The organism is Roseateles chitinivorans, from assembly GCF_050632235.1.
Taxonomy (GTDB): domain Bacteria; phylum Pseudomonadota; class Gammaproteobacteria; order Burkholderiales; family Burkholderiaceae_C; genus Roseateles; species Roseateles chitinivorans_A.
The window spans coordinates 2,509,084-2,532,168 of sequence record NZ_CP192584.1 but is presented as its reverse complement, the minus strand read 5'-3'; the positions used below and the strand labels follow the sequence as shown (position 1 = coordinate 2,532,168).

Below are 23,085 nucleotides of genomic sequence, written 5' to 3'. Positions count from 1 at the left end.
GGACCATTGTGGCGTCAAGCCTTGACCCTTGCGCCTGCCTCGACTACTTGCAGACGTTGGCGTCGACCGCCGAGCCGTCCCACAGGCGCTTGAGGTTGTTGTACTTGTCCTGCGACACGCTCTGCCAGTCATCCAGCAGGATGCCGCCGGTGTCGCCCGAGTTGGGATTCCAGGACCAGTAGAAGAAGTTGCGCACGCCCTTGCACTTCAGCCAGTCCACGAACTTGACCTGCCACTGACGGTCCTTGTCCGTGAAGCGGCCGCCGAACTCGCCGAGCACCACAGCGTTCTTCCCCATGAAGCGGCCGAGCTGGTTCTGCCAGATGGCCGGCATGTTGTTCGGGAAGCCCGTGCCGTCGTTGAAGTAGGGCTGCGCACTCACCGACGGGCCGTAGATGTGCGGCGACAGCACCAGACGGTTGCGCGGGATCTTGGTCTCGTCGATCGGATAGCAGGCCACCGGCTCGATGTTGCCGCCCCACCAGTGCGGGTCGGGATTCTCGCAACGGCCCTGGTTGTCGGACACGCCTTCGACGAACACCAGCAGCTTGCTGTTGCTGCCCAGCACCGCGCTGCCGGCACGTTCGGCGGCGAGCTTCCAGTCGTTGCTGATGTTGCCCGTGCCCCAGAAGGCGCCCGTGCCGCCGGTGCTGTGCGGCTCGTTCTTCAGGTCGATCGCGAAGACGTTGGGCACGTTGCGGTAGCGGTCGGCCACGAACTGCAGATCGGCCACCCACTGGTCCAGCGTGTAGCCGGGGATCTGTGGCGTCGTGGAAATCGCGTTGCAATCCGGCCGGTGGTGGTCGAGCAGGACGTAGAAGCCGCGTGTCGCGAACTCGGCCACGATGCGGTCCAGCACCTGCAGCGGCGTCTTGTTGGCCAGGTCGGGATTCACGCTGGTGTTCAGCGCGCCGCTCGGACGGCCCGTGGAACGCAGCGTCGCCGGGCAGAAGGGCAGCCGCACGGCGTTGAATCCCAGATCCTTCATCTGGGCAATCATGTCCTTGTAGTTGCGCTGCCAGAGGCCGTGCGCCACCAGGTCCGGCGTCTCGAAGCCGAACCAGTTGACGCCGCGGATCGAGACCGCCGTCCCTTGGCTGTCCAGGATGCGGCCATCCGTCGCGACGCTGAACGGCAGCTTGAATTGCCCCGTCGCAGGAACGGAGAGATCGCCAGCCGGCGACGGTGCAGGTGCAGGTGCAGGTGCTGGCGACGGTGCAGGGGCTGGCGACGGCGCAGGGGCTGGCGACGGTGCGGGCGCTGGCGACGGTGCGGGCGCGGGTGAAGGTGCGGGCGCACCAGCCTCGGCGATGCGGAAGGAGGTCGGGCTGGGCGCCGTGCCGGTGCCGCAGAAGCCGACTTCGAAGCTCTGTCCCGGGGCCGTCGGCGAGTTCCAGCTGGTGCCGGTGACGGCCACCGTGGTGGCCGATTCGTTCTTGAACTGGCCGTTCCAGGTGCCGTTCAGTTGTCCCTGGGGCAGCTCGAAGCGCAAGGTCCACGCGCCGCTGGCCGCGCTGCCCGGATTGCGGATGGTGGCCCGCGAGCAGAAGCCCCCGACCAGACGTCCTGGGCGATCGTCAGGCTGAGTGCCGCGTGGGCGGGCGCGATCGCGCCGCAGGCCAGGGCAACGAGACTGGCACGTTGGACGAATCGGCGTGGAATCGGATGCATGGCGGCTCGCGAAGGAAAGTGGGGAGACGCGAGCAGTGTCGAAGCTCTTCGGCGCGAGCCTCGTGAGAATGGGTAACCCCACGACACAGTCCTGCGACACCGTCATGCGACCGGCGGGCGCGCGGCTCGATGCGTCCCACGTCCAAGGCTCAGGGTTTGCCGCTAGCGCCCCGCCCTCGCATTCGTAGGAGCATCCTTCCGCGCCGCGCTCGGCCAGCGCAGGCGCCTGTTCCAAAGGGAGGCCGCCATGACCCGTGCCTGGTCGACGCTTGCCGTCGCGCTTTCGATCCTGAGTCCTCACGCGTCGACGCACGCCGCCGACGCCACGCCGCCGCGCGAGTTGCGCCGCTTCCACGAGATCTTCAAGGAGCTCGTCGAGACCAACACGACGAACTCCTCCGGCAGTTGCACCGTCGCGGCCGAGGCGATGGCGAAGCGCCTCAGGCAGGCCGGCTACGCGGCCGGCGACATGCAGGTCATCGTCCCGCCCGACGCGCCGACGAAGGGCAACCTCGTCGTGCGCCTGAAGGGCAGCGGCGAGAAGCGACCGCTGCTGCTGGTCGCGCACCTCGACGTCGTCGAGGCCAAGCGCGAGGACTGGACCCGCGACCCGTTCAAGCTCATCGAGGAGAACGGCGTCTACTACGGCCGCGGCACCTCCGACGACAAGTCGCAGGTCGCCACGCATGTGAGCAACCTGATCCGCTACAAGGAAGAGAAGCTCGTCCCGAAGCGCGACATCATCATGGCGCTCACCTGCGACGAGGAGATCATCCCGTCCCAGTGGGACGGCCTGGACTACCTGCTCAAGCACCACCGCCCGCTGATCGACGCCGAGCTCGCGCTCAACGAGGGCGGCGGCGGGACGCTCGACAAGGACGAACGGCCGGTCTCTTACAGCCTGCAGATCGGCGAGAAGGTCTTCGTCGGCTACGAGCTCGAGGTGACCAACCCCGGCGGCCACAGCGCCGTGCCCGTCCGGGACAACGCCATCTACCGGCTCGCCGAAGGCCTCGCGCGGCTCTCGAAGTTCGACTTCCCGATCCAGTTCAACGACACGACGCGCGCCTACTTCGACAGCGTCGCCAGGCTCGACGGCAACAAGGACATCGCGGCGGACCTGCGCGCCCTGCTCGCGAAGCCGACGGACACCGCCGCGCTCGAACGTCTGTGGGCGAAGTCGCCGGTCTACAACTCGAGCGTGCGCACGACCTGCGTGGCCACGATGGTCGAGGCGGGCCACGCGACCAACGCGCTGCCGCAGCGCGCCCGCGCGACGGTGAACTGCCGCATCCTGCCGGGCCAGCCGGCCGACGAGGTTCAGAAGACGCTCGTGAAGGTGATGGCCGACGAACGCATCACCGTCCGCGCGACCAACGAGGCGCTGGCCTCGCCCCAGCCGCCGATGTCACCGCTGGTGATCCAGGCGGTCGAAAGCACCGCGGCCGAGTTCTGGCCCGGCGTGCCGGTGATCCCGACGATGCTGGTCGCCACCACCGACGGCCGCTTCCTCAACAATGCGGGCATCTGGACCTACGGCGTCGGCACCTTCTCCGGCGTCGAGCCGAGCGGCGTGCACGGGCTCAACGAGCACATCCGGGTGAAATCGCTGAACGACTTCCAGGAATTCATGTACCGATTGGGGAAGAAACTCGCCTCATGACGCTGAAGCTCCCCGCCCGCCCGCACTTCGACCTCACGACGGTGCACCTGTTCATCGCCACCGCCGAGCTCGGCAGCGTCACGCGCGCGGCGGAGCGCCTGCACATCGCACCGGCCGCGGCCTCGCGGCGCATCGCCGAACTCGAAGCGCAATTCGGGCTCCCGCTCTTCCTGCGACGCCCGCACGGCATGGCGCTGACCGACGCGGGCCGCGCCATGCTGGCCCACGCGCGCAACATCACCCACACCGTGCTGCGCATGCAGGACGACGCCGCGTCCTTCGTCGGCGGCGCGCAGGGCGTGGTGCGGCTCGCGGCGCCGAAGTCGGCCGTGCTGCAGTTCGTCCCCGCCGACATCGAGCGCTGCGCCGCTGCCTGCCCCGGCGTGAGCATCGACCTGCAGGAGATGAACAGCCTCAACGTCCAGCAGGCGCTCACGCGTGGCACCGCGGACATCGGCATCTTCGAAGCCTCGCTCGGTGCCGTCGACCTGCCGACGATGCCGTATCGCGGCGACGAACTCGTGCTGGTCGCGCCGCGCGGTCATGCGCTGTTCTCGCACGCGCCCGCGACGCTCGACAACATCCTCGCCTGCGACGTCATCGGACTCGGCGAGGGCTCCGCCATCTCGGCCCTGCTGGAGAAGCTGGCCAACGAGTCCGGCCGCCTGCTGCGCATGCGGATGCGGGTCGGCGGCTTCGACAGCATCGCGGCGCTGATCGCGCAGGGGCTCGGTGTCGGCGTGATGCCCAAGGCCGTCGCGAAGACGGTCGCGGGCGGCGCGCGCTTCCTGCGCGTGGAGATCCCCGAGCCCTGGGCACAGCGCCAGTTCGTCCTGTGCAGCCGGCCCGCGGCCAGCCTGTCGCCGGCGGCCGTCAGCGTCGCCGAGGTCTTCGCGCGTACGAATTTCGCGAAACCTGCTCCGCCGAATTAGCGATGGCCGACGGCCCCCTCGTTGCTCAATAGTCGCCCCCACAGACCAACGACAACGACGGAGACAACGATGCGCCGCAGAACCTTCACCAGTGCCGGCCTAGGCGCCCTCGCCCTGCCCGGGCTGACACTCGCGCCCAGCCTGCTGCGCGCGGCCACGCAGCCCACCTCGCCCGTGCGGATCATCGTCGGCTTCGCCGCCGGCGGCGGCACCGACGTGCTGGCGCGCGTGCTCGCGCAGAAGCTCAGCGTCATGTGGGGCACGCAGGTGCTCGTCGAGAACAAGCCCGGCGCCACCGGCGTCATCGCCGCCGACTACGTCGCCAAGCAGCCCGCCGACGGCACCACCTTGCTGATGGCCCACGTCAACAGCAATGCGATCGCGCCGGCGCTGATGCCCAACGTCAAGTACGACCCGCGCCGCGATTTCTCCCCCATCGTCATGGTCGGCGTCACGCCCAACGTGCTCACCTGCGTGGACACGCAGAAGGTGCGCACCGTGCCGGAGATCATCGAGCTCTGCCGCAGCAAGCCCGGACAGGTGTCGTTCGGGTCGTCGGGCATCGGCTCGGCGCAACATCTGGCGCTGGAGATGTTCATGCTCGCCACCAAGGTCAAGGCCACGCATGTGCCCTACAAGGGCTCGTCCGCGCTGCTGGTCGACCTGATGGGCGGCCAGATCGACTTCGCCTTCGACACCATGACCGCGGCCACGCCCTTCATCAAGCAGGGCAAGGTCACCGCGATCGCGCAGACCCGCGTCAAGCGCGCGAAGAGCTATCCCAATGTGCCGACGCTGGCGGAGTCCGGCTGCCCCGGCCTGGACGCCGCGTCGTGGTACGGACTCGTCGGACCGAAGGGAATGCCCGCCGAGATGGTCCAGCGCATGAACCAGGACGTGAACAAGGTGCTCGCCCTGCCCGAGATCGCCGCGAAGCTCGATGAATTCGGCGCGGAAGACGCCGGCGGCTCGAGCGAGAAGTTCGGCGCCTACATCCAGGCCGAATGCACCAAGTGGGCGAAGGTCGTGAAAGACGCGAACGTCCGCGTCGAAGCCTGAAGGGAGTACCGATGACCGCATTCGCTGAATCGACCGCATCGACTGGATCGACTGGATCCACCCGTCCGCTGCCGCTCAAGGGCGTACGCGTCCTCGACATCACCCAGGTCATGGCCGGCCCCTACGCTTGCATGCTGCTGGCCGACCTCGGCGCCGACGTCGTGAAGATCGAGCCGCCCGAAGGCGACCAGACCCGCGGCGCGATGGGATTCAAGATGAAGGGACCCGACAGCATGGGCTTCCTGAACATGAACCGCAACAAGCGCAGCGTGACGCTGGACCTGAAGTCCGAGGCCGGCAAGGAGGTGCTGCGCCGCATGGTCAAGGACGCCGACATCCTGCTGGAGAACTACCGCCCCGGCGCGATGAAGCGGCTGGGCATGGACTACGAGACGCTCAGCGCGATCAATCCCGCGCTGGTGTACGTGAGCATCTCCGGCTTCGGGCAATCCGGGCCGTGGTCGGAACGGCCCGGCTTCGACCTGATGGCGCAGGCGATGTCCGGCGTGATGAGCGTGACCGGCTATGCCGACGGGCCGCCGGTCAAGGCGGGCGTGCCGGTGGCGGACATCGGCTGCGCGCTGTTCGCCGTCTACGGCGCGCTGTCCGCCTACATCGGCGCGAAGGCCACCGGCCGCGGGCAGTACGTGGACGCGTCGCTGTTCGACTCGGCGCTGGCGTTCTCCATCTGGGACACCTGCGAGTACTGGGGCACCGGCCGCGAGCCGACACCGCTGGGCACGTCCAACCGCATGAGCGCGCCGTACCAGGCGGTGAAGGCGTCGGACGGGTACTTCGTCATGGGTGCGACGAATCAGAAGCTGTGGACGAAGCTCTGCACCCTGCTGGAGCGGTCCGACCTGCTGGCGGAGGAACGTTTCGGCTCCGTGGCGTTGCGGCTCGCGAATCGCGAGGAGTTGATCGAGTCGCTGGAACGCAGCTTCGCAGCGGACACCACCGAGCATTGGATCGACCGGATGCTGGCCGCCGGCATTCCGGCGGGGCCGATCCTGACCTATCCGCAGGCCTTCAACAGCGAGCATGGCCAGCATCGCAAGATGCGCATCGAGATCGAGCACCCGATCGAAGGCAGCGTGCCCAACATCGGCTTCGCGGTGAAGCTGCTGGGCACGCCGCAGGAGGTGCGGCATCCGCCGCCGCTGCTGGGGCAGCACATCGACGAGGTGATGGCGGAGTACGGCATCGGCGCGACGGAGCTGCGCGCGCTGGCAGAGGCCGGCGCGTTCGGCGAGAAGCGCGCAAAGGCGAACGCATGAGCGAGGGTTCGAAACAATCGCCTGGCGAAAGCGCCAGTCAAGGCACCACCCGTCTGAGCCGCGAGGGCGCGATCGCGACGATCACCTTCGATCGGCCCGAAGCCCGCAACGCGATGACCTGGGAGATGTACGGGCAACTCGCCGCGCACTGCGAGGCGCTCGCGCGCGATCGCGAGATCCGCGTCGTGGTGTTCCGCGGCGCGGGTGGCCAGGCGTTCGTCGCGGGCACGGACATCGCGCAGTTCCTCGCCTTCCGGGACGGCGAGCTCGGCGGCGACGACGGCGTCGCCTACGAGCGGCGCATCGACCACGGCATCCAGCTCATCGAGCAACTGCCGATGCCCACGATCGCGGTGATCGAAGGCTGGGCGGTCGGCGGCGGGCTGGCGATCGCCACGGCCTGCGACTTCCGCATCGCGACGACGGATGCGAAGTTCGCCGTGCCCATCGCGCGCACGCTGGGCAACACCTTGTCGGCAGCCAACATCGCGCGACTGCAGGCCGCGTGGGGAACCCAGCGCGTGCGGCGCATGCTGCTGCTGGCCGAGTCGATGCTCGCGGATGAGGCGCTCGCGTGCGGCTATCTGCATGCGGTCTGCGCCGCCGCGGATCTGGACGCCGCGAGGGACGCGCTCTGCGAGCGCTTGAGCCCGCTCGCACCGGTGACGCAGGCCGTCAGCAAGGAGATCCTGCGACGCCTCACGTCGAGCAACCTGCCCGATGTCGACGACCTGATCCGGCAGTGCTATGGCAGCGCCGACTTCCGCGAAGGCGTCGCGGCGTTCACGGAACGCAGGAAGCCGACGTGGCGGGGACACTAGCGCTCCAGCCGTTCGCCGCGTCGGCATAGTTTTTCTATCTCACCAGGACACATTAACTGATTTGTCGCTCATGCCCTGTCTCTGAAGAATCCGTCTCCGGCGCAGACAGGAAAGGTTTTCTCTCCGTCTGCATTCCTCACATGAGCCCGCGACGCGGGCGGAGAGACTTCATGAGCCAAGCATTCAAGGGCAGGACGCTGCTGGTCGTCGGCGGCACGAGCGGCATGGGACTGGAGACGGCGCGCCTCGTGCTCGTCGGCGGCGGCAGCGCCGTGATCGTGGGCCATCGGCCCGACAAGACGGAGGCCGCGCGCCAGGACCTCGCCGCCGTGGGCCCGGTCACCGCGCTGACCGCCGACCTGAGCAGCGACGACGGCCGCGCCGCGCTGATCGCGGCGCTCGACGCCCGGCATCGCGACATCGACCTGCTCGTCAACGCCGCGGGCGTGTTCTTCCCCAAGCCCTTCCTCGAGCACGGTGACGCCGACTACGAGCAGTACATGGCGCTGAACAAGGCTTTCTTCTTCATCACGCAGAAGGTCGCCGCCAACATGATCGCCGCCGGCCGTTCAGGTGCGATCGTCAACATCGGCTCGATGTGGGCGAAGCAGGCCATCGCGGCGACGCCGTCGTCGGCGTACTCGATGGCCAAGGCGGGCCTGCATGCGCTCACGCAGCATCTGGCGATGGAACTCGCGCCCAAGGGCATCCGGGTCAATGCGGTGTCTCCGGCCGTCGTGCAGACGCCGATCTATGAAGGCTTCATCCCGAAGGACGAGGTCCACGGCGCGCTGCAGGGCTTCAACGGCTTCCACCCGATCGGACGCATCGGAACACCGCAGGATGTGGCCGAGACCGTCGCGTTCCTGCTGTCCGACAAGGCCAGCTGGGTCACCGGCGCGGTGTGGGATGTGGACGGTGGGGTGATGGCGGGGAGGAACTGAGGGCCAGCCCAATCGGCAGTCAGTCGGAAATTCCGAGCTCGGACTGGATGCGGGCGACGATCGCCTTCAACTGATCGAGCTCGGCGCGCAGCGCCGCGATCTCTTCGTCGCGCGCGCTGTTCGATGACGAGCTGGCGCTCGACGACGAAGCCGCCGACGCCACGTACACCGGCACCGCCGGCTCGCCGCTCAGCAGATGCGCCCATCGCGCCTCGCGCGCGCCGGGCGCCTTCGCCAGCTTCACCGCCAGCGCAGGCTCACGCGCCGCGAGTTCGTCGAGGAATCCCTCCACCGACGACACATCCGCGAAACGGTGGATACGCTCGCAGTTCAGCCGCAACTCCGCCGAGGTCTGCGGGCCGCGCAGGATCAGCACCGTCAGCAGCGCTTCCGCCTGCCCCGGCACGCCCAGCACCCGCTTCATGTTGTGCTCGAACCGCGCCACGCGGCTGCCGCTCACGCTGTTGACCAGGCTCATCGCCTTCAACTCGTCCAGCACCGCGGCCACGTCGGACTCGCTCGCGTTCATCACCGGATCGCGCGCGGTCTTCTGGTTCACGCCCAGCGTCAGGCTGTTCAGCGACATCGGGTAGCTGTCCGGCACCGTGGACTCCTTCTCCACCAGCACCGCCAGCACGCGCGCTTCCAGCGCGCTCAGTTCTCTCACAGCCATCGGCTCGCTTCTTTCCTCAAACTCCGAATCCGTCGTCCGCCTGGATGATCGCGCCGTTGATGAAGCGGCTTTCCTTCGCGCACAGCATCAGCAAGGTCGTGTCCAGGTCCTGCGGCGTGCCCACGCGCTTGCGCGGCAGCAGCTCCACCAGCTTGCGGCCCTGGTCGGTCTGCCAGTGGTGGTGGTTGATCTCCGTGTCGATGTAGCCCGGGCAGATGGCGTTGACGTTGATGTCGAACTTGCCCCACTCCAGCGCCATCGCCTTGGTCATGTGCACGACCGCCGCCTTGCTCATCGCATAGACGCCGATCTGCGACAGCACCCGCAGCCCCGCCATCGACGCGATGTTGACGATGCGGCCGCCCGTGTACGTGCCCGGCGCCGCGCCGCGGGCCCGCGCCAGCATGCGCTTGCCGACTTCCTGCGCGACGAAGAACGCGCCGCGCACGTTCGTGTCCATCACGTAGTCGAAGTCCTCCGGCGACACGTCGACCAGCCGCTGCGTCGTGCTGACGCCGGAGTTGTTGATCAGGATGTCCAGCGTGCCGACTTCCGTCTCCGCCCGCGCCACCGCCGCGGCGATGCTCTCCAGGTCGGTGACGTCCATCTGCACCACGTGCGCGTCGCCGCCGCCGGCCTCGATCTCCGCGCGCAGGTCCTTCAGGCGGTCCACGCGTCTGGCCGCCAGCACCACGCAGGCGCCCGACTTCGCCAGGGTCCTGGCGAACTGCGCGCCCAATCCGCTGGACGCGCCCGTGACGAGGGCCACGCGGCCCTCCAGATCGATGCTGTAGCTCATGGCAAGGTCTCTCGCAAAACTTCTCGTGTGACCGGACAGGTGCCGGTCACGATAGCACGCAAGACCCGCCCCACGATGACGCCGGCCTCAGTCGGCGTCATCCGGTGATCAGCCGGCCATCACCGTCTCGATCTCCGTCTTCACCTGCGTCATCAGCTTGTGCACCGGGCACTTGTCGGCCACGGCCAGCAGTTGCTGGCGCTCCTCGTCGCTCAGGTTGCCGACGAAGGTCAAGGACGCCTTCAGCTTGTACAGCCCCTGCCGCTCCTGCGAGCCGTCGCGCTCGACGTCCACCAGCACGTCCTCCAGCGCCATGCCCTTGCGCCGCGCGTACCAGAGCACCGTCAGCGCCTTGCACGACGCCAGCGCGGCGTCGTAGAGCTCGTGCGCGTCGGGACCGGCGTCCTCGCCGCCGCCCTCGACCGACTGGTCGGCGGTCAGCACATGGTTGCGGATGCTCACCGTCTGGCGCATCGGCCCGGTCTTGTCGCGTTGAACGTGAATGCTCATGGAGGCTCCGTCAATGGATTGAATCGCGGCCCATGGTACGGCGCGTGCCCGGGACGAGGCACTCCCGTTCGGGTCACGCCGAGCGGACATCGCGCGGCGATCGGTCGGACGGCATCGCGCAGTCGACCGGCCTCTCTATTTCACAAATAGCACGACCGTTCTTTTTCTCTTCACGCGGCTAGAATGCGCCGCAAACCGCCCCAGCCAGACAGCGAGCCGGCCCCCGCCGATCCGCACGGTCAAGGCCAGGACTCCGACTAGAACGAGCAAGGATGACCATGACCTCCGAAGAACTCATCGCCCAGTACGGTCCGCGCGACAGCATGGACTACGACGTCGTGGTCGTCGGCGGCGGCCCCGCCGGTCTTGCGACCGCGATCCGGCTCAAGCAGATCGCCGCGGAGAAGGGTCAGGAGATCTCGGTGGTGGTGCTCGAGAAGGGCTCGGAGGCCGGCGCGCACATCCTGTCCGGCGCGGTCATGGATCCGCGCGCGCTCACCGAGCTGTTCCCGAACTGGAAGGAACTCGGCGCGCCGCTGGGCCAGCCGGTCACCGGCGACGAGGTGCTGTTCCTGTCCGAGACGGGCGCGAAGGCCACGCCGCAGTTCCTGATCCCGGGCTGCTTCCACAACCACGGCAACTACGTCATCTCGCTGGGCAACGTCACGAAGTGGCTGGCGCAGCAGGCCGAGGCGCTGGGCGTGGAGATCTTCGCCGGCTTCGCCGCCGCCGAGGTCGTCTACGACGAGCAGGGCCGCGTCAAGGGCGTGGCGACGGGCAACGTCGGCGTCGGCAAGGACGGCGAGCCGCACGAGGGCTTCCAGCTCGGCATGGAGTTGCACGGCAAGTACACGATCTTCGCGGAAGGCGCGCGCGGCCATCTGGGCAAGCAGCTGATCGCGAAGTACCAGCTGGACGCGGGCAAGGACCCGCAGACCTACGGCATCGGCATCAAGGAGCTGTGGGAAGTGCCGGCCGACAAGGCGCAGCCCGGCCTGGTGGTGCACACCGCCGGCTGGCCGATGGACAGCGAGACCTACGGCGGCGGCTTCCTGTACCACCTCGAAGGCAACAAGGTGACGCTGGGCTTCGTGGTCGGCCTCGACTACAAGAACCCGTGGCTGTCGCCGTTCGAGGAAATGCAGCGCTGGAAGACGCACCCCGCCATCCGCAAGCACATCGAGGGCGGCAAGCGCCTGGGCTACGGCGCCCGCGCGATCACCGCCGGCGGCCTGCTGAGCCTGCCCAAGCAGGTGTTCCCGGGCGGCGCGCTGGTCGGCGACGACGCCGGCTACCTGAACGCCGCGCGCATCAAGGGCAGCCATGCCGCGATCAAGTCCGGGATGATGTGCGCCGACGCCATCGCCGAGGCGCTGGCCGCGGGCCGTTCCTTCGACGAGCTGAGCGCCTATCCCGCCGCCTTCGAGAAGAGCTGGCTGCGCGAGGAACTGGACCAGTCGCGCAACTTCAAGACCTGGTTCAAGAAGGGCAACACGGTCGGCACGCTGATGACGGGCATCGAGCAATGGCTGCTGCCCAAGCTCGGCATCAAGAGCCCGCCGTGGACGCTGCATCGCGACAAGCCCGATCACGTCTACCTGCGCCCCGCGTCGGAGATGCCCAAGATCAGTTACCCGAAGCCCGACGGCAAGCTGACCTTCGACCGGCTCTCGTCGGTGTTCGTGTCCAACACGAACCATGAGGAGAACCAGCCGGCCCACTTGACGCTGAAGGACAACGGCGTCCCGGTGCAGGTCAACCTGGCGAAGTACGCCGGCCCCGAGGCCCGCTACTGCCCGGCCGGCGTCTACGAGTTCGTGAAGGCCGACGACAACGTCGAGCGCCTGCAGATCAACGCGCAGAACTGCGTGCACTGCAAGACCTGCGACATCAAGGACCCGACGCAGAACATCGTCTGGGTGACGCCGGAAGGCGGCGGCGGGCCGAACTACGTGAGCATGTGATCGGCGGCGGCTTCAAAGCCGCATCGCTCGACAAGGAGAAGGCCCGCTCGCAGCGGGCCTTCGTGCTCCTGGTCGACGCGTCTCGCCAGATCAGGTTCGAATCTCATGGTTTTCGCCAGCGTCCTTTCGACCGTCCGATCGTCGCTGCCGCCAAGTCACGATCAAGGCTTCCAGGACGAACACAGCGCACACGCTGCAGCTCGTTGCGACGAAGACTCTTGGAGTTCTGCCCTCAAAGAGCACCCAGGTCACGAACGCATTGGCGAAGATCACCCAGGCGCAACGCAGCGGAAGCGTCTTCCATAGTCGCTTGGGTGAACGATCCCGAACCTTGCCTGCCATGCTGTGCCTAGCCCTTGCTGATTGCGAGGTGCAAGGCTACGGCAACGTCGATTGAAGATCACTGCCCCAAACTTGCTAGGCGTGCCCGGGGAAGTCCCAGATGGCAGATCGGGCGCGATCAGGCAAGACCTGACCCCGTGAACGATCCCTCGTTCAGCGGGGCGCCAGCTCCCTCACCCATCTCGCGAGGATCTGCTCTTCCAGCGAGCCGTGATGCTCCTGATGCGCGAGGATGCGCTCGCGCTCGACGGCGCTGCGGTTCTGGCTGATCTTGGCCTTCATCGTCCAGCGCGCCACCGGCACGCGGAAGCCGACGATCGCGCCCAGCATCTTGCGCTGGAAGTCTTCCGGCAGCCCGCGCCATTGCGCGGCGTAATCGGGTTCCTGCGTGGCGATCAGACGCTTGAGCAGCGCATCCTTGTCCTGCTCCTCGTCGATGATCTGCACGCGGCCATGGACCTGGAGGGTCAGGTAGTTCCACGTCGGCACCGACAGCGGCGTGTCGTAGTGGCTCGGCGAGATGTAGGCGCCCGGGCCGTTGAACTGCACGAGCACCTCGCCCAGCGCGTCCGACTTCAGCGCGGCCACATGCGGGTTCGCGCGCGCCAGGTGGCCTTCGAGCCACCAGCCCTCGCCATCGGCGGGATCGGTCGGCGCACCCCAGATCATCGGCACCGACGTCGCCGACAGGCCGTGCGTCGGATCGATCAGCATCAGCGTGGCCAGCGGATGTTCCTGGATCATCAGCCGGGCATGCGACAGGTCCGGCAGATCGAAGTGCTTGGGCGTGTACATGCGATGACTTTAGGACACATCGCCCGACGACCGCTGAAAGTTTTCCTGACCCACCGCAGCAGTCTGGAATGCATTCGGAACCCGGAATGCAAAAACCCCGCAACTTGCGCTGCGGGGGTTTCACATCTGGTTGGCGGAGACGGAGGGATTCGAACCCTCGATGCAGGTTTTGCCCACATACTCCCTTAGCAGGGGAGCACCTTCGGCCACTCGGTCACGTCTCCAACCGGAGAAGCAGCGACTATAGCATGGCTTTTTGACCCCTCGACCAAAACTCCGGCCGAATCATCATCTCGCCGCGCGACAGGCGCGCCCCGGATTCCTCACCGAGGCTCAGGCCTCGATGTCCTGGTCCAGGTCGAACGCGCGATGCAGCGCGCGCACGGCCAGCTCCATGTACTTCTCGTCGATGACGACGGAAGTCTTGATCTCGCTGGTCGTGATCATCTGGATGTTGATGCCCTCTTCCGACAGCGAACGGAACATCTTCGACGCCACGCCCACGTGCGAGCGCATGCCGATGCCCACGATGGACACCTTGCAGATGCGCTGGTCGCCGGTCACCTTGGCGGCCTGGACGGCCGGCCCGACGACGTTCTCCAGCAGCTCCATCGCGCGCTGGTAGTCGTTGCGATGCACCGTGAAGGAGAAGTCGGTCTTCCCGTCCTGCGACACGTTCTGGATGATCACGTCGACGTCGATGTTGGCGTCGGCCACCGGGCCCAGGATCTGGAACGCGATGCCCGGCTTGTCCGGCACGCCGAGCAGCGTCACCTTGGCCTCGTCGCGGTTGAAGGCAATGCCGGAGACGACGGCTTGTTCCATTTGTTCGTCCTCTTCAAAAGTGATCAGGGTGCCGGACTTGGCTTCTTCGTCGATGTCGATGTCCCAGGGCGTGAAGCTGCTCAGCACGCGCATCGGGACGCGGTACTTGCCCGCGAATTCCACCGAGCGGATCTGCAGCACCTTGGAGCCCAGCGAGGCCATCTCCAGCATCTCCTCGAAGCTGATGGTGCTCATGCGGCGCGCCTCGGGCACGACACGCGGATCGGTCGTGTAGACGCCGTCGACGTCGGTGTAGATCAGGCATTCGTCGGCCTTGATCGCCGCGGCGATCGCCACCGCCGAGGTGTCCGAGCCGCCGCGTCCCAGCGTCGTGATGTTGCGGTCCTCGTCCACGCCCTGGAAGCCGGTGATGACGACCACGCGGCCGGCGTCGAGGTCGGCCTTGACCTTCGCGTCGTCGATGCTCTCGATGCGGGCCTTGGTGTAGGAGTTGTCGGTCGACACGCCGACCTGCCAGCCGGTGTAGCTGACGGCGTCCATGCCCTCGGCCTGCAGCGCGATCGCCAGCAGGCCGACGGAGACCTGCTCGCCGGTCGAGGCGATCATGTCGAGCTCGCGCATCAGCGACGGCGACGAGCTGCCGGGCGACAGCTCCTTGGCCAGGCCGAGCAGGCGGTTGGTCTCGCCGCTCATCGCCGAGGGGACCACCACCATCTGGTGACCCGCCCGCGCCCATTTGGCGACGCGCTTGGCCACGTTGCGGATGCGGTCGGTCGACCCCATCGAGGTGCCGCCGTACTTGTGAACGATCAATGCCATGGGAGTGTCAAAGGCCTGCTGCGGGTGGGATCGGCGATTCTAAGACGCGCCCTTGCCCGCAACGTCGCTGCCCATGCGGGATCCGCATGCATCGGACACCCATCGCAGCGCCATTTGTGCTTCGCCCGCCGGTGCGATCCACCGTGCGTCGATGCCCAGACCGGGCGCGAACAGCAGCCGTCCGTCGACGTGGATCAGCGGTCCTTCCCTCTGGACAGCGGGGATTCCGGCGGTCTGCCAGCATTTGCGGAGCGCGCGCGCCAGGCCCTTGGCGTGCGCCTGGAACTGCTCGCCGCCTTCGCGCGGGCGCAACTCGACATTGCTGAGCGCAGAAAGCGCAACGCCCCCGTGGTCACGGGTTCGACATCGAAAGCGCCGCCCCATGCGGCCACCGGGTGGCGCCCCGGCCGCGAGAGATCGATCCGGAGCGTCGCATCGGGGCCCGCCAGAGCCGCGGTGATCCCGAGCCCCAGCAACGAGGCGGGCAGCGCTTCGGCACGTGCGGGACGCCGCACCAGCGGCGGCGCCTGCACGAAGAACCGGCCGCGATAGAGATGCAGCTCGGTGTCGCCCAGCGGCCAGCGCGCCGCGGTGGCTGCGGGACCTTCCGTCATCACGCGTCGGATCAACGTCGCCGGCGCGGTGCGGCCGGTCGCGCGATACAGCCACGCGCGCAACGCGTTCGACGCGCGCGCCGCGCTGAGTGCTTCCAGCATGGCCTGCGACAAGCCGTCGCCGTCGCCGTCGCCATCGGACCAGCGGGCGAGGTCCTCCTCGGCGATCTCGCGCTGGAGTTCCGTCGCCTCCTGCGCCCACGCGGCGGCCTGCGCGAGCGCGGCCTCCGCGCCGGGGGCTTCCGCGGTCAGCGCGGGCCACGCCTCCAGGCGAAGCCGGTTGCGCGCGAAACGCGCGTCGCCGTTGCTGTCGTCTTCAATGAAGCTCAAGCCGTGTTCGGCGACGTAGGCCTCGATGGACTCGCGTCGACGATCCAGCCAGGGACGCGACCAGCACACGCCGTCGCGCCACTGCGTGCGCGGCATCGCGGACAGGCCCGCCACGCCGGCGCCGCGCAGGGCCTGCAGCAGGAAGGTCTCCGCCTGGTCGCGCCGGTGGTGCGCCAGCAGCAGCAGGTCGGCGCCGGCCGCGAGGGTCAGGCGTTGCAGGGCCTTGTGTCGTCCGGCACGGGCCCAGGCCTCGATGCTGTCGCCGGGTCCGGGTGCGCCGTCCAGCCGCTCGTGGACGAGCGTCACGGGCAGGCCTTCCGCCGCCCACCCTTCGACCTGCGCCTGCAGGTGCGCGAGCCACGCGTCGGCGTGCTCGCTCAATCCATGATGGATGTGCAACGCCACCACGTGCAGCCCGAGCGGACGGGCGGCAACGGCGGTGGCGTGGAGAAGCGCCGTCGAATCGCGGCCGCCACTGGTGGCGACCGCAATCACGCGGCGGGAGGCTTGGTCGGAGCCGGTTGCAGCACCGGCGTCGACGCCGGCGTCGGAGCGCAGATCAGCGGCTCTTGGTGTCGCTGAATCGACCATAGGCCTGGAGACGCTCATAGCGGCGATCCAGCAGTTCCTTGGTCTTCAGGTCGGAGACCTGGCGGAGCGCGTCGCCCAGCGCGCGCTTCAGGCTGGACGCCATCTGCTTCGGATCGCGGTGCGCGCCGCCGACGGGCTCGCTGACGATCTTGTCGATCAGGCCCAGCGCCTTCAGACGGTGCGCGGTGATGCCCAGCGCCTCGGCGGCTTCAGGGGCACGCGCCGCCGTCTTCCACAAGATGGACGCGCAGCCTTCCGGCGAGATCACCGAATAGGCCGAGAACTGCAGCATCAGCACCTGGTCGGCCACGCCGATGGCCAGCGCGCCGCCGGAGCCGCCCTCGCCGATCACCGTCGCGATGATGGGCACTTCCAGCTGCGCCATCTCGAAGATGTTGCGGCCGATGGCTTCGGACTGGCTGCGTTCCTCGGCGCCGATGCCGGGGTAAGCGCCCATCGTGTCGATGAAGGTGAACACCGGGAGGCCGAACTTCTCGGCCAGCTTCAGCAGGCGCAACGCCTTGCGGTAGCCCTCGGGGCGCGGCATGCCGAAGTTGCGCAGCGTGCGCTCCTTCGCGTCGGAACCGCGCTGATGGCCGATGACCATGCAGGCCTGGCCGTTGAAGCGCGCGAGACCGCCGACGATCGCGGCGTCGTCCGCGAAGTGGCGGTCGCCGTGCAGCTCTTCGAACTCGGTGAAGACTTCGCTGCAGTAGTCCAGCGTCTGCGGACGCTGCGGATGGCGCGCGACCTGATAGACCTGCCACGGCAGGACATTCGAATAGATGTCCTTTGTGAGCTGCAGGCTCTTCTTGCCGAGGCGGTCGATCTCTTCCGAGATGTCCACCGCGGACTCGCTCTGCACGTAGCGGAGCTCGTCGATCTTGGTTTCGAGCTCGGCGATCGGCTGCTCGAATTCGAGGAAGTGTTTCTTGCTCATTCTCAGTAATCCACGGGTAGCGGATCGAGGCTCCGCCAAATGTACCATGTGGCCACCGAGCGATACGGGGCCCAGCCCTCGCCCAGCTCTCGGGCCTCCGCGCGCGACACCGGCTCGTCGCTGAAGTAGTGCTGGCTGATGCCTTTCAGCAGTCCCGCGTCATCCAGCGGCAGCACGTTCGGCCGCATCAGGTGGAAGATCAGGAACATCTCCGCCGTCCAGCGGGCGATGCCGCGGATCGCGACCAGCTCGTCGATGATGGCTTCGTCTTCCATCTGCGCCCATTGGCGCACATGGACCTGACCGGTCTCGAAATGCTGCGCCAGGTCGCTGAGGTACTCGACCTTGCGCACCGACAGGCCCACGGCGCGCAGCGCCGTCTTCTCCAGGCCCAGCACCTCGGTCGGCTTGATGCGGTTGGACGGCCCCGAGGTCAGCTCGGCGAACTTGTCCCACACGCCCTGCGCCGCCTTCACCGAGATCTGCTGTCCGACGATCGAACGCGCCAGCGTGGTGAACGCGTCGCCGCGGCTCTGCAGCCGCGCTTCGCCGAATTGCGGGATCAGCTTCTTCATCACCCGGTCGCGTTTGCTCAGGTGTCTGCAGGCCTCGTCCCAATAGTCCGGGGTCACCCCGGCGGTCGCCACACGCGCCATCAGGCCTGCTCTCCCACCTTCGAGGCACGGACCCAGGTCGTGCCGGTCGGGGAATCCTTCAGCTCGATGCCCTGTTCGGCGAGCGACTTGCGGATGCGGTCGGCCTCGGCGAAATCGCGGGCCGCCTTGGCGGCGGCGCGCGCGGCGATCTGCGCCTCGATCGCGGCCTCGTCCAGGCCCGCGCCGGCTTGCAGGAAGGTCTTGGGCGTCTGTTGCAGCACGCCCAGCACGCCGCCCAGCGCCTTCAGCAGGCCGGCGTCCTGTGCGGACCGGTCGCGGTTGACCTGGTTCGCCAGTTCGAACAGCACCGCCAGCGCCCCGGGGGTGTTGAAGTCGTCGTCCATGGCGGCCTTGAAGGCCGCGGCCGGACCGTGCGTCCAGTCGATCGTCACGTCCGCCGGCGCCACCGCGTCCAGCGCCGTGTACAGCCGGCGCAGCGCGGTGCGCGCATCGTCCAGGCTGACGTCGCTGAAGTTGAACGGGCTGCGGTACTGCGTGCGCAGCATGAAGAAGCGGATAGCCTCGCCGTCGAACTTCTCCAGCACTTCCTGGATGGTGAAGAAGTTGCCCAGGCTCTTGGACATCTTCTCGCCGTCGATGTTCAGGAAGCCGTTGTGCAGCCAGTAATTGACGAAGGGATGACCCAGGGCGCCTTCGCTCTGCGCGATCTCGTTCTCGTGGTGCGGGAACTGCAGGTCCATGCCGCCGCCGTGGATGTCGAAGCGTTCGCCCAGCAGCGCGCAGCTCATCGCCGAGCACTCGATGTGCCAGCCCGGGCGGCCTTCGCCCCAGGGGCTGGCCCACTTGGCCTCGACCGGCTCGTCGGCCTTGGCCGACTTCCACAGCACGAAGTCCAGCGGGTCGCGCTTGCCGTCGTCGACCGCGACGCGCTCGCCGGCGCGCAGCTGGTCCGGCGACTTGCCGCTGAGCTTGCCGTAGCCGTCGAACTTGCGCACCGCGTAGTTCACGTCGCCGCCACCGTCGGCCTGGTAGGCCAGGCCCTGGGTCTCGAGCTTGCCGATGATGTCCAGCATCTGCGGGACGTACTCGGTGGCGCGCGGTTCATGCGTCGGCTTGGCGATGCCCAGCGCGTCGAAGTCGCGATGCATCGCGGCGATCGTGTCGCTGGTCAGCTGGCCGATCGTGATGCCGCGCTCGAGCGCGCGACGGATGATCTTGTCGTCGATGTCGGTGATGTTGCGGACGTACGTGACGTCGAAGCCGCTGGCCTTCAGCCAGCGGTAGACGACGTCGAACGCGATGTTCATGCGCGCATGGCCCATGTGGCACAGGTCGTAGACCGTGATGCCGCAGACGTACATGCGGACCTTGCCCGGCTCGATCGGTTGGAAATCCTGGAGCTGGCGGTCCAGCGTGTTGTAGATGCGCAAGGAGGACATACGGTACTCGCGCCGCACCGGCGACGGGTCGCGAGTATCGGCGCATTCGACGGTGCGGTGCGGGTGGGCCGGAGAGCCGGCCGGGCGGCGAGCGTGAGACGAAAGCTCGCTCTAGAATGCCCGGCAGTATAGCGGCCCGACCCCATGCCAAGACTTCCGTCCCTTCCCGCCCTGATCCGCCACGGCTGTGTCGCCCTGGCGCTGGCCGGCGCGTCCCTGACGCAGGCCGCGACGCTCGACGACGCGCAGGCCCAGTGGGCCGCCGGCAAACGCGACCAGGCGATCCAGACCGCCGAGGCCGGCCTGAAGGCCACGCCCGACGATCCGCGCCTGCGCTTCGCGCTCGGCACGATGCTGCTCGAGCAGCAGCAGCTCGAACGCGCCCGGGCGCTCTTCACCAGCCTGACCGAGGACTTCCCCGACCTGGCCGATCCCTACAACAACCTGGCCGTCATCCACGCCGCGCGCGGCGAGTACGAGGCGGCCCGCCAGGCGCTCACCCGCGCCCTGGACCTGCAGCCGGACCACGCGCAGGCCCAGGAGAACATGGGCGACGTGATGATGCGCCTGGCCCAGCAGTCCTACGAACGCGCGCTGAAGCAGGCGCTCGGCGACGACACCGCGCTGAAGGTCAAGTTGCAACGCGTCACCGCGTTCAACAACGCCAGGGGCAGCCAGGCGCGATGATCGCGGGCGGCGCGCCGACGGCGCGCTCCCCGGGCACCGCCCGACACCTCGCCCCGCCCTCCCCCCAACAATCTCCACACAGACACCAGGACCATGCGGACATCCAAACTCCTGCTCGCCGCCGGCGCTGCCGTGCTGGGCCTCGCGGCCTCGTTCGCCCAGGCCCAGACGGTCAAGCTGAACACCACCGCCGGCGACATCACGATCAAGCTGGACGCGGAGAAGGCACCCAAGACGGTCGCCAACTTCCTCGCCTACGTGAAGGCCGGCCACTACAACGGCGTGATCTTCCATCGCGTCATCGGCGACTTCATGATCCAGACCGGCGGCTACACGGCCGACCTGAAGCAGCGCCCGACGCGCGCGCCGATCCCGCTGGAGGCCGGCAACGGCCTGATGAACATCCGCGGCTCGATCGCGATGGCGCGCACCAACGATCCGAACTCGGCGACCTCGCAGTTCTTCATCAACACCGTCGACAACCCGGCGCTGGACCCGGGCTACGCGTCCGACGGCCGCGGCTACGCCGTGTTCGGCTACGTGTCCGAGGGCATGGACGTGGTCGACAAGATCCGCGCGGTGCCGACCGCCCCGTCGCCGAAGAACCCGGCGTTCCAGAACCTGCCCAACACCCCCGTCCTGATCAACAAGGCGACCGTCGAGAAATAAGGAGTTGACGCCATGAGCAAGAAAGTCGAACTGCACACCAACCAGGGTCTGATCACGCTGGAACTGGACGAGGCCAAGGCCCCGAAGACCGTCGAGAACTTCCTGGCCTACGTGGCCAAGGGCCACTACGACGGCACGATCTTCCACCGCGTCATCAAGGGCTTCATGGCCCAGTGCGGCGGGTTCGAGGAAGGCATGAAGCAGAAGCCGACCGACGCCCCGATCCAGAACGAGGCCAACAACGGCCTGAAGAACGACAAGTACACGATCGCGATGGCGCGCACGAACGCGCCGCATTCGGCGAGCGCCCAGTTCTTCATCAACACGGTCGACAACGACTTCCTGAACTTCAAGAGCGAAAGCCCCTCGGGCTGGGGCTATGCGGTGTTCGGCAAGGTCGTCGGCGGCCAGGACGTCGTGGACAAGATCGAGAAGGTCAAGACCAGCCGCTCGGGCTTCCATGACGATGTGCCGGTCGATCCGGTCATCATCGAGCGCGCCGTCGCGGTCGAGTGAGCCCCGGGTCCGCCGCCTTCCCGCTGCCCCGCGCGGCGGTGCCGCTGGCACCGCTGCGGGCGGTGGACGGATGGCGGCGGATCGACCTGCTGTCCGACCTGCACCTGTCGCCGGACATGCCGGCGACGCTGGCGCGATGCCGCGCCCACCTGGCGGCGACGCCCGCCGACGCGGTCTTCCTGCTCGGCGACATCTTCGAGGCCTGGATCGGCGACGACGCGCGCTGGCAGGCCGGCACCTTCGAGCAGTCCGCGCTCGAACTGCTGCGCGGGGTCTCGTCGCGCAAATTCCTCTTCTTCCTGCATGGCAACCGCGACTTCGCGCTCGGCGAGGCGATGGCGGCGGATGCCGGCATGCGGCTGCTCGACGATCCGGCGCGGCTGGATGCCTTCGGACGCGCCTGGCTGCTGAGCCATGGCGATCAGCTCTGCCTGGGCGACGTCGGTTACCTGAAGGCGCGCGCGATCGTGCGCCGGCCCGAGGTGCTGGCGGCGCTGCGCGCGATGCCGCTGTTCGCGCGACGTGCCCTCGCGCGCCGTCTGCGGGCGAAAAGCCGGATGAATCAATCCGACCCGTCCACCTGGGCGGACGTCGACGACGACGCGGCGCGCGACTGGCTGCGCGCATCGGGCTGCGACACGCTGATCCACGGCCACACGCACCGGCCGGCGGTGCACGATCTCGGCAACGGGCTCACCCGCGCCGTGCTGTCCGACTGGGACTACGACCACGGTCCTGGCCGCGGTGACGTCCTCGTGATCGACGCCGGCGGCTTGCGCCGCATCGCCCCGATGACCTCGGCGACCGAGGTCGTCATCGCCTCATGATCGGCGGTCTGCTTCAACGCTGGCGCGATCGCCGCGAGCGCAGGCTGCTCGACCAGTACGCGATCCCCGATCCGCTGTGGGAACTCACGCTCACGCAGTACCCCTTCATCGCGCGCCGCACCGAGGCCGATCGCGCCGAGCTGCGCCGGCTCTGCTCGCTCTTCCTGTCGGCGAAGGAATTCCACGGCGCCAACGGCTTCGAGGTCACCGACGAGGTCGCCGTCGCGGTCGCCGCGCAGGCCTGCCTGCCGGTGCTGCGGCTCGGGCTCGACTGGTACGACGGCTTCGTCGGCATCGTGATGCATGAGGGCGAGGTCATCGCCGCGCGCGAGACGATGGACGAGGACGGCGTCGTCCACGAATACGACGAGACGCTCGCCGGCGAGGCGATGGAAGGCGGGCCGCTGATGCTCGCCTGGAGCGAGATCGCGCCCGATGCCGTCGACCGTGTCGAGGGCCATGACTCCGTCTACAACGTCGTGATCCACGAGTTCGCGCATGTGCTCGACATGCGCGACGGTGAACCCGACGGCGTGCCGACGATCGAGGATCCGACCCTGCGCCGGCAGTGGGGCGCGACGATGGAAGCCGAGTGGCACTGGTTCTGCGACCAGGTCGATGCAGGCGTCGCGACGCTCATCGATCCCTATGGCGCGGAAGCCCCCGAGGAATTCTTCGCCGTCGCCGTCGAGGCCTTCTTCGTCGCCCCGCGCGAGCTGCTCGCCGAGCAGCCGCAGCTGTACCGGCTCTTCGCCGGCTTCTTCAGGCAAGACCCGGCACGGGAGTGAGGGCCGCCGCAG

The 23,085-nt window shown here is 68.0% G+C and carries 23 protein-coding genes and 1 tRNA gene; 12 read left to right on the top strand and 12 right to left on the bottom strand.

Translation table 11 applies throughout. The features are described 5' to 3' along the window. Positions 1 to 43 precede the first annotated feature (43 nt). On the bottom strand, positions 44 to 1,777 hold the full coding sequence (locus ACQ859_RS11475) for a cellulase family glycosylhydrolase (RefSeq protein WP_431265884.1): 1,734 nt from the start codon (positions 1,775 to 1,777) through the stop codon (positions 44 to 46). A 141-nt stretch (positions 1,778 to 1,918) separates the two neighbouring features. On the opposite strand from ACQ859_RS11475, the gene ACQ859_RS11470 reads away from it, so the two are divergent. The 6 genes from ACQ859_RS11470 (at position 1,919) to ACQ859_RS11445 (ending at position 8,367) form a co-directional block, all read left to right on the top strand. Continuing rightward, positions 1,919 to 3,334, top strand: a complete 1,416-nt coding sequence (locus ACQ859_RS11470) for a M20/M25/M40 family metallo-hydrolase (RefSeq protein WP_431265883.1) — start codon at positions 1,919 to 1,921, stop codon at positions 3,332 to 3,334. Then, on the top strand, positions 3,331 to 4,266 hold the full coding sequence (locus ACQ859_RS11465; protein ID WP_431265882.1) for a LysR family transcriptional regulator: 936 nt from the start codon (positions 3,331 to 3,333) through the stop codon (positions 4,264 to 4,266). The genes ACQ859_RS11470 and ACQ859_RS11465 overlap by 4 nt, the downstream gene beginning before the upstream one ends. A 69-nt stretch (positions 4,267 to 4,335) precedes the next feature. Continuing rightward, positions 4,336 to 5,325 (top strand): Bug family tripartite tricarboxylate transporter substrate binding protein, encoded by a 990-nt coding sequence (locus ACQ859_RS11460; RefSeq protein WP_431265881.1) that lies wholly within the window; start codon positions 4,336 to 4,338, stop codon positions 5,323 to 5,325. An 11-nt stretch (positions 5,326 to 5,336) separates the two neighbouring features. Beyond that, on the top strand, positions 5,337 to 6,602 hold the full coding sequence (locus ACQ859_RS11455; RefSeq protein WP_431265880.1) for a CaiB/BaiF CoA transferase family protein: 1,266 nt from the start codon (positions 5,337 to 5,339) through the stop codon (positions 6,600 to 6,602). Further along, entirely contained in the window at positions 6,599 to 7,423 is an 825-nt protein-coding gene (locus ACQ859_RS11450; protein ID WP_431265879.1) for an enoyl-CoA hydratase/isomerase family protein, read from the top strand. Before ACQ859_RS11455 ends, ACQ859_RS11450 begins: the two co-directional genes overlap by 4 nt. 170 nt (positions 7,424 to 7,593) lie before the next feature. Beyond that, positions 7,594 to 8,367: an SDR family NAD(P)-dependent oxidoreductase gene (locus ACQ859_RS11445; protein WP_431265878.1), complete on the top strand. Its 774-nt coding sequence runs from the start codon at positions 7,594 to 7,596 to the stop codon at positions 8,365 to 8,367. Between the two features lie 19 nt (positions 8,368 to 8,386). Here the strand turns inward: ACQ859_RS11445 and ACQ859_RS11440 are convergent, their stop codons facing one another. The 3 genes from ACQ859_RS11440 to ACQ859_RS11430 form a co-directional block, all read right to left on the bottom strand. Beyond that, positions 8,387 to 9,040 carry a YceH family protein gene (locus ACQ859_RS11440; protein ID WP_431265877.1) on the bottom strand — a complete coding sequence of 218 codons (654 nt, stop codon included), beginning with the start codon at positions 9,038 to 9,040 and terminating at the stop codon, positions 8,387 to 8,389. 16 nt (positions 9,041 to 9,056) lie between these two features. After that, positions 9,057 to 9,839 carry an SDR family oxidoreductase gene (locus tag ACQ859_RS11435; RefSeq protein ID WP_431258445.1) on the bottom strand — a complete coding sequence of 261 codons (783 nt, stop codon included), beginning with the start codon at positions 9,837 to 9,839 and terminating at the stop codon, positions 9,057 to 9,059. A gap of 108 nt (positions 9,840 to 9,947) precedes the next feature. Continuing rightward, the gene (locus tag ACQ859_RS11430; RefSeq protein ID WP_431265876.1) at positions 9,948 to 10,349 is read right to left on the bottom strand and encodes an OsmC family protein; all 402 of its coding nucleotides are present in this window, start codon (positions 10,347 to 10,349) and stop codon (positions 9,948 to 9,950) included. Between the two features lie 278 nt (positions 10,350 to 10,627). Between ACQ859_RS11430 and ACQ859_RS11425 the strand changes: the two genes are divergently transcribed. Beyond that, a complete protein-coding gene (locus ACQ859_RS11425; RefSeq protein WP_431258447.1) occupies positions 10,628 to 12,313 on the top strand; it encodes an electron transfer flavoprotein-ubiquinone oxidoreductase in 1,686 nt (561 codons plus the stop codon). Between the two features lie 495 nt (positions 12,314 to 12,808). Here the strand turns inward: ACQ859_RS11425 and ACQ859_RS11420 are convergent, their stop codons facing one another. The 8 genes from ACQ859_RS11420 to cysS all read right to left on the bottom strand — a co-directional run bounded on the left by ACQ859_RS11420 (position 12,809) and on the right by cysS (position 19,586). Next, complete coding sequence (locus ACQ859_RS11420) at positions 12,809 to 13,450, bottom strand: FMN-binding negative transcriptional regulator (RefSeq protein WP_431265875.1); 642 nt, start codon at positions 13,448 to 13,450, stop codon at positions 12,809 to 12,811. A gap of 131 nt (positions 13,451 to 13,581) precedes the next feature. Further along, positions 13,582 to 13,674 (bottom strand) — tRNA-Ser (locus ACQ859_RS11415). A 109-nt stretch (positions 13,675 to 13,783) separates the two neighbouring features. Continuing rightward, positions 13,784 to 15,055 carry an aspartate kinase gene (locus tag ACQ859_RS11410; protein ID WP_431265874.1) on the bottom strand — a complete coding sequence of 424 codons (1,272 nt, stop codon included), beginning with the start codon at positions 15,053 to 15,055 and terminating at the stop codon, positions 13,784 to 13,786. Between the two features lie 39 nt (positions 15,056 to 15,094). After that, positions 15,095 to 15,367, bottom strand: a complete 273-nt coding sequence (locus ACQ859_RS11405) for a TilS substrate C-terminal domain-containing protein (protein ID WP_431265873.1) — start codon at positions 15,365 to 15,367, stop codon at positions 15,095 to 15,097. After that, positions 15,250 to 16,494, bottom strand: a complete 1,245-nt coding sequence (tilS, locus tag ACQ859_RS11400; protein ID WP_431265872.1) for a tRNA lysidine(34) synthetase TilS — start codon at positions 16,492 to 16,494, stop codon at positions 15,250 to 15,252. The genes ACQ859_RS11405 and tilS overlap by 118 nt, the downstream gene beginning before the upstream one ends. A gap of 64 nt (positions 16,495 to 16,558) precedes the next feature. Next, complete coding sequence (locus ACQ859_RS11395; protein ID WP_431265871.1) at positions 16,559 to 17,530, bottom strand: acetyl-CoA carboxylase carboxyltransferase subunit alpha; 972 nt, start codon at positions 17,528 to 17,530, stop codon at positions 16,559 to 16,561. 2 nt (positions 17,531 to 17,532) lie between these two features. Further along, entirely contained in the window at positions 17,533 to 18,186 is a 654-nt protein-coding gene (locus ACQ859_RS11390) for a DNA-3-methyladenine glycosylase family protein (RefSeq protein WP_431258452.1), read from the bottom strand. Then, the gene (gene cysS / locus ACQ859_RS11385) at positions 18,186 to 19,586 is read right to left on the bottom strand and encodes a cysteine--tRNA ligase (RefSeq protein ID WP_431265870.1); all 1,401 of its coding nucleotides are present in this window, start codon (positions 19,584 to 19,586) and stop codon (positions 18,186 to 18,188) included. Before cysS ends, ACQ859_RS11390 begins: the two co-directional genes overlap by 1 nt. Positions 19,587 to 19,730: 144 nt before the next feature. Here cysS and ACQ859_RS11380 point away from each other — a divergent pair, with 144 nt between their 5' ends. From ACQ859_RS11380 to ACQ859_RS11360, 5 genes are all read left to right on the top strand, one after another. After that, positions 19,731 to 20,273, top strand: coding sequence for a tetratricopeptide repeat protein (locus ACQ859_RS11380; RefSeq protein WP_431265869.1), 543 nt, complete (start codon positions 19,731 to 19,733; stop codon positions 20,271 to 20,273). A 93-nt stretch (positions 20,274 to 20,366) separates the two neighbouring features. After that, entirely contained in the window at positions 20,367 to 20,942 is a 576-nt protein-coding gene (locus ACQ859_RS11375) for a peptidylprolyl isomerase (protein ID WP_431265868.1), read from the top strand. Between the two features lie 12 nt (positions 20,943 to 20,954). Beyond that, on the top strand, positions 20,955 to 21,458 hold the full coding sequence (locus ACQ859_RS11370; RefSeq protein ID WP_431265867.1) for a peptidylprolyl isomerase: 504 nt from the start codon (positions 20,955 to 20,957) through the stop codon (positions 21,456 to 21,458). Next, positions 21,455 to 22,285: a UDP-2,3-diacylglucosamine diphosphatase gene (locus tag ACQ859_RS11365; protein ID WP_431265866.1), complete on the top strand. Its 831-nt coding sequence runs from the start codon at positions 21,455 to 21,457 to the stop codon at positions 22,283 to 22,285. Before ACQ859_RS11370 ends, ACQ859_RS11365 begins: the two co-directional genes overlap by 4 nt. Beyond that, positions 22,282 to 23,073, top strand: a complete 792-nt coding sequence (locus ACQ859_RS11360) for a zinc-dependent peptidase (protein ID WP_431265865.1) — start codon at positions 22,282 to 22,284, stop codon at positions 23,071 to 23,073. Before ACQ859_RS11365 ends, ACQ859_RS11360 begins: the two co-directional genes overlap by 4 nt. Positions 23,074 to 23,085: the final 12 nt, after the last annotated feature.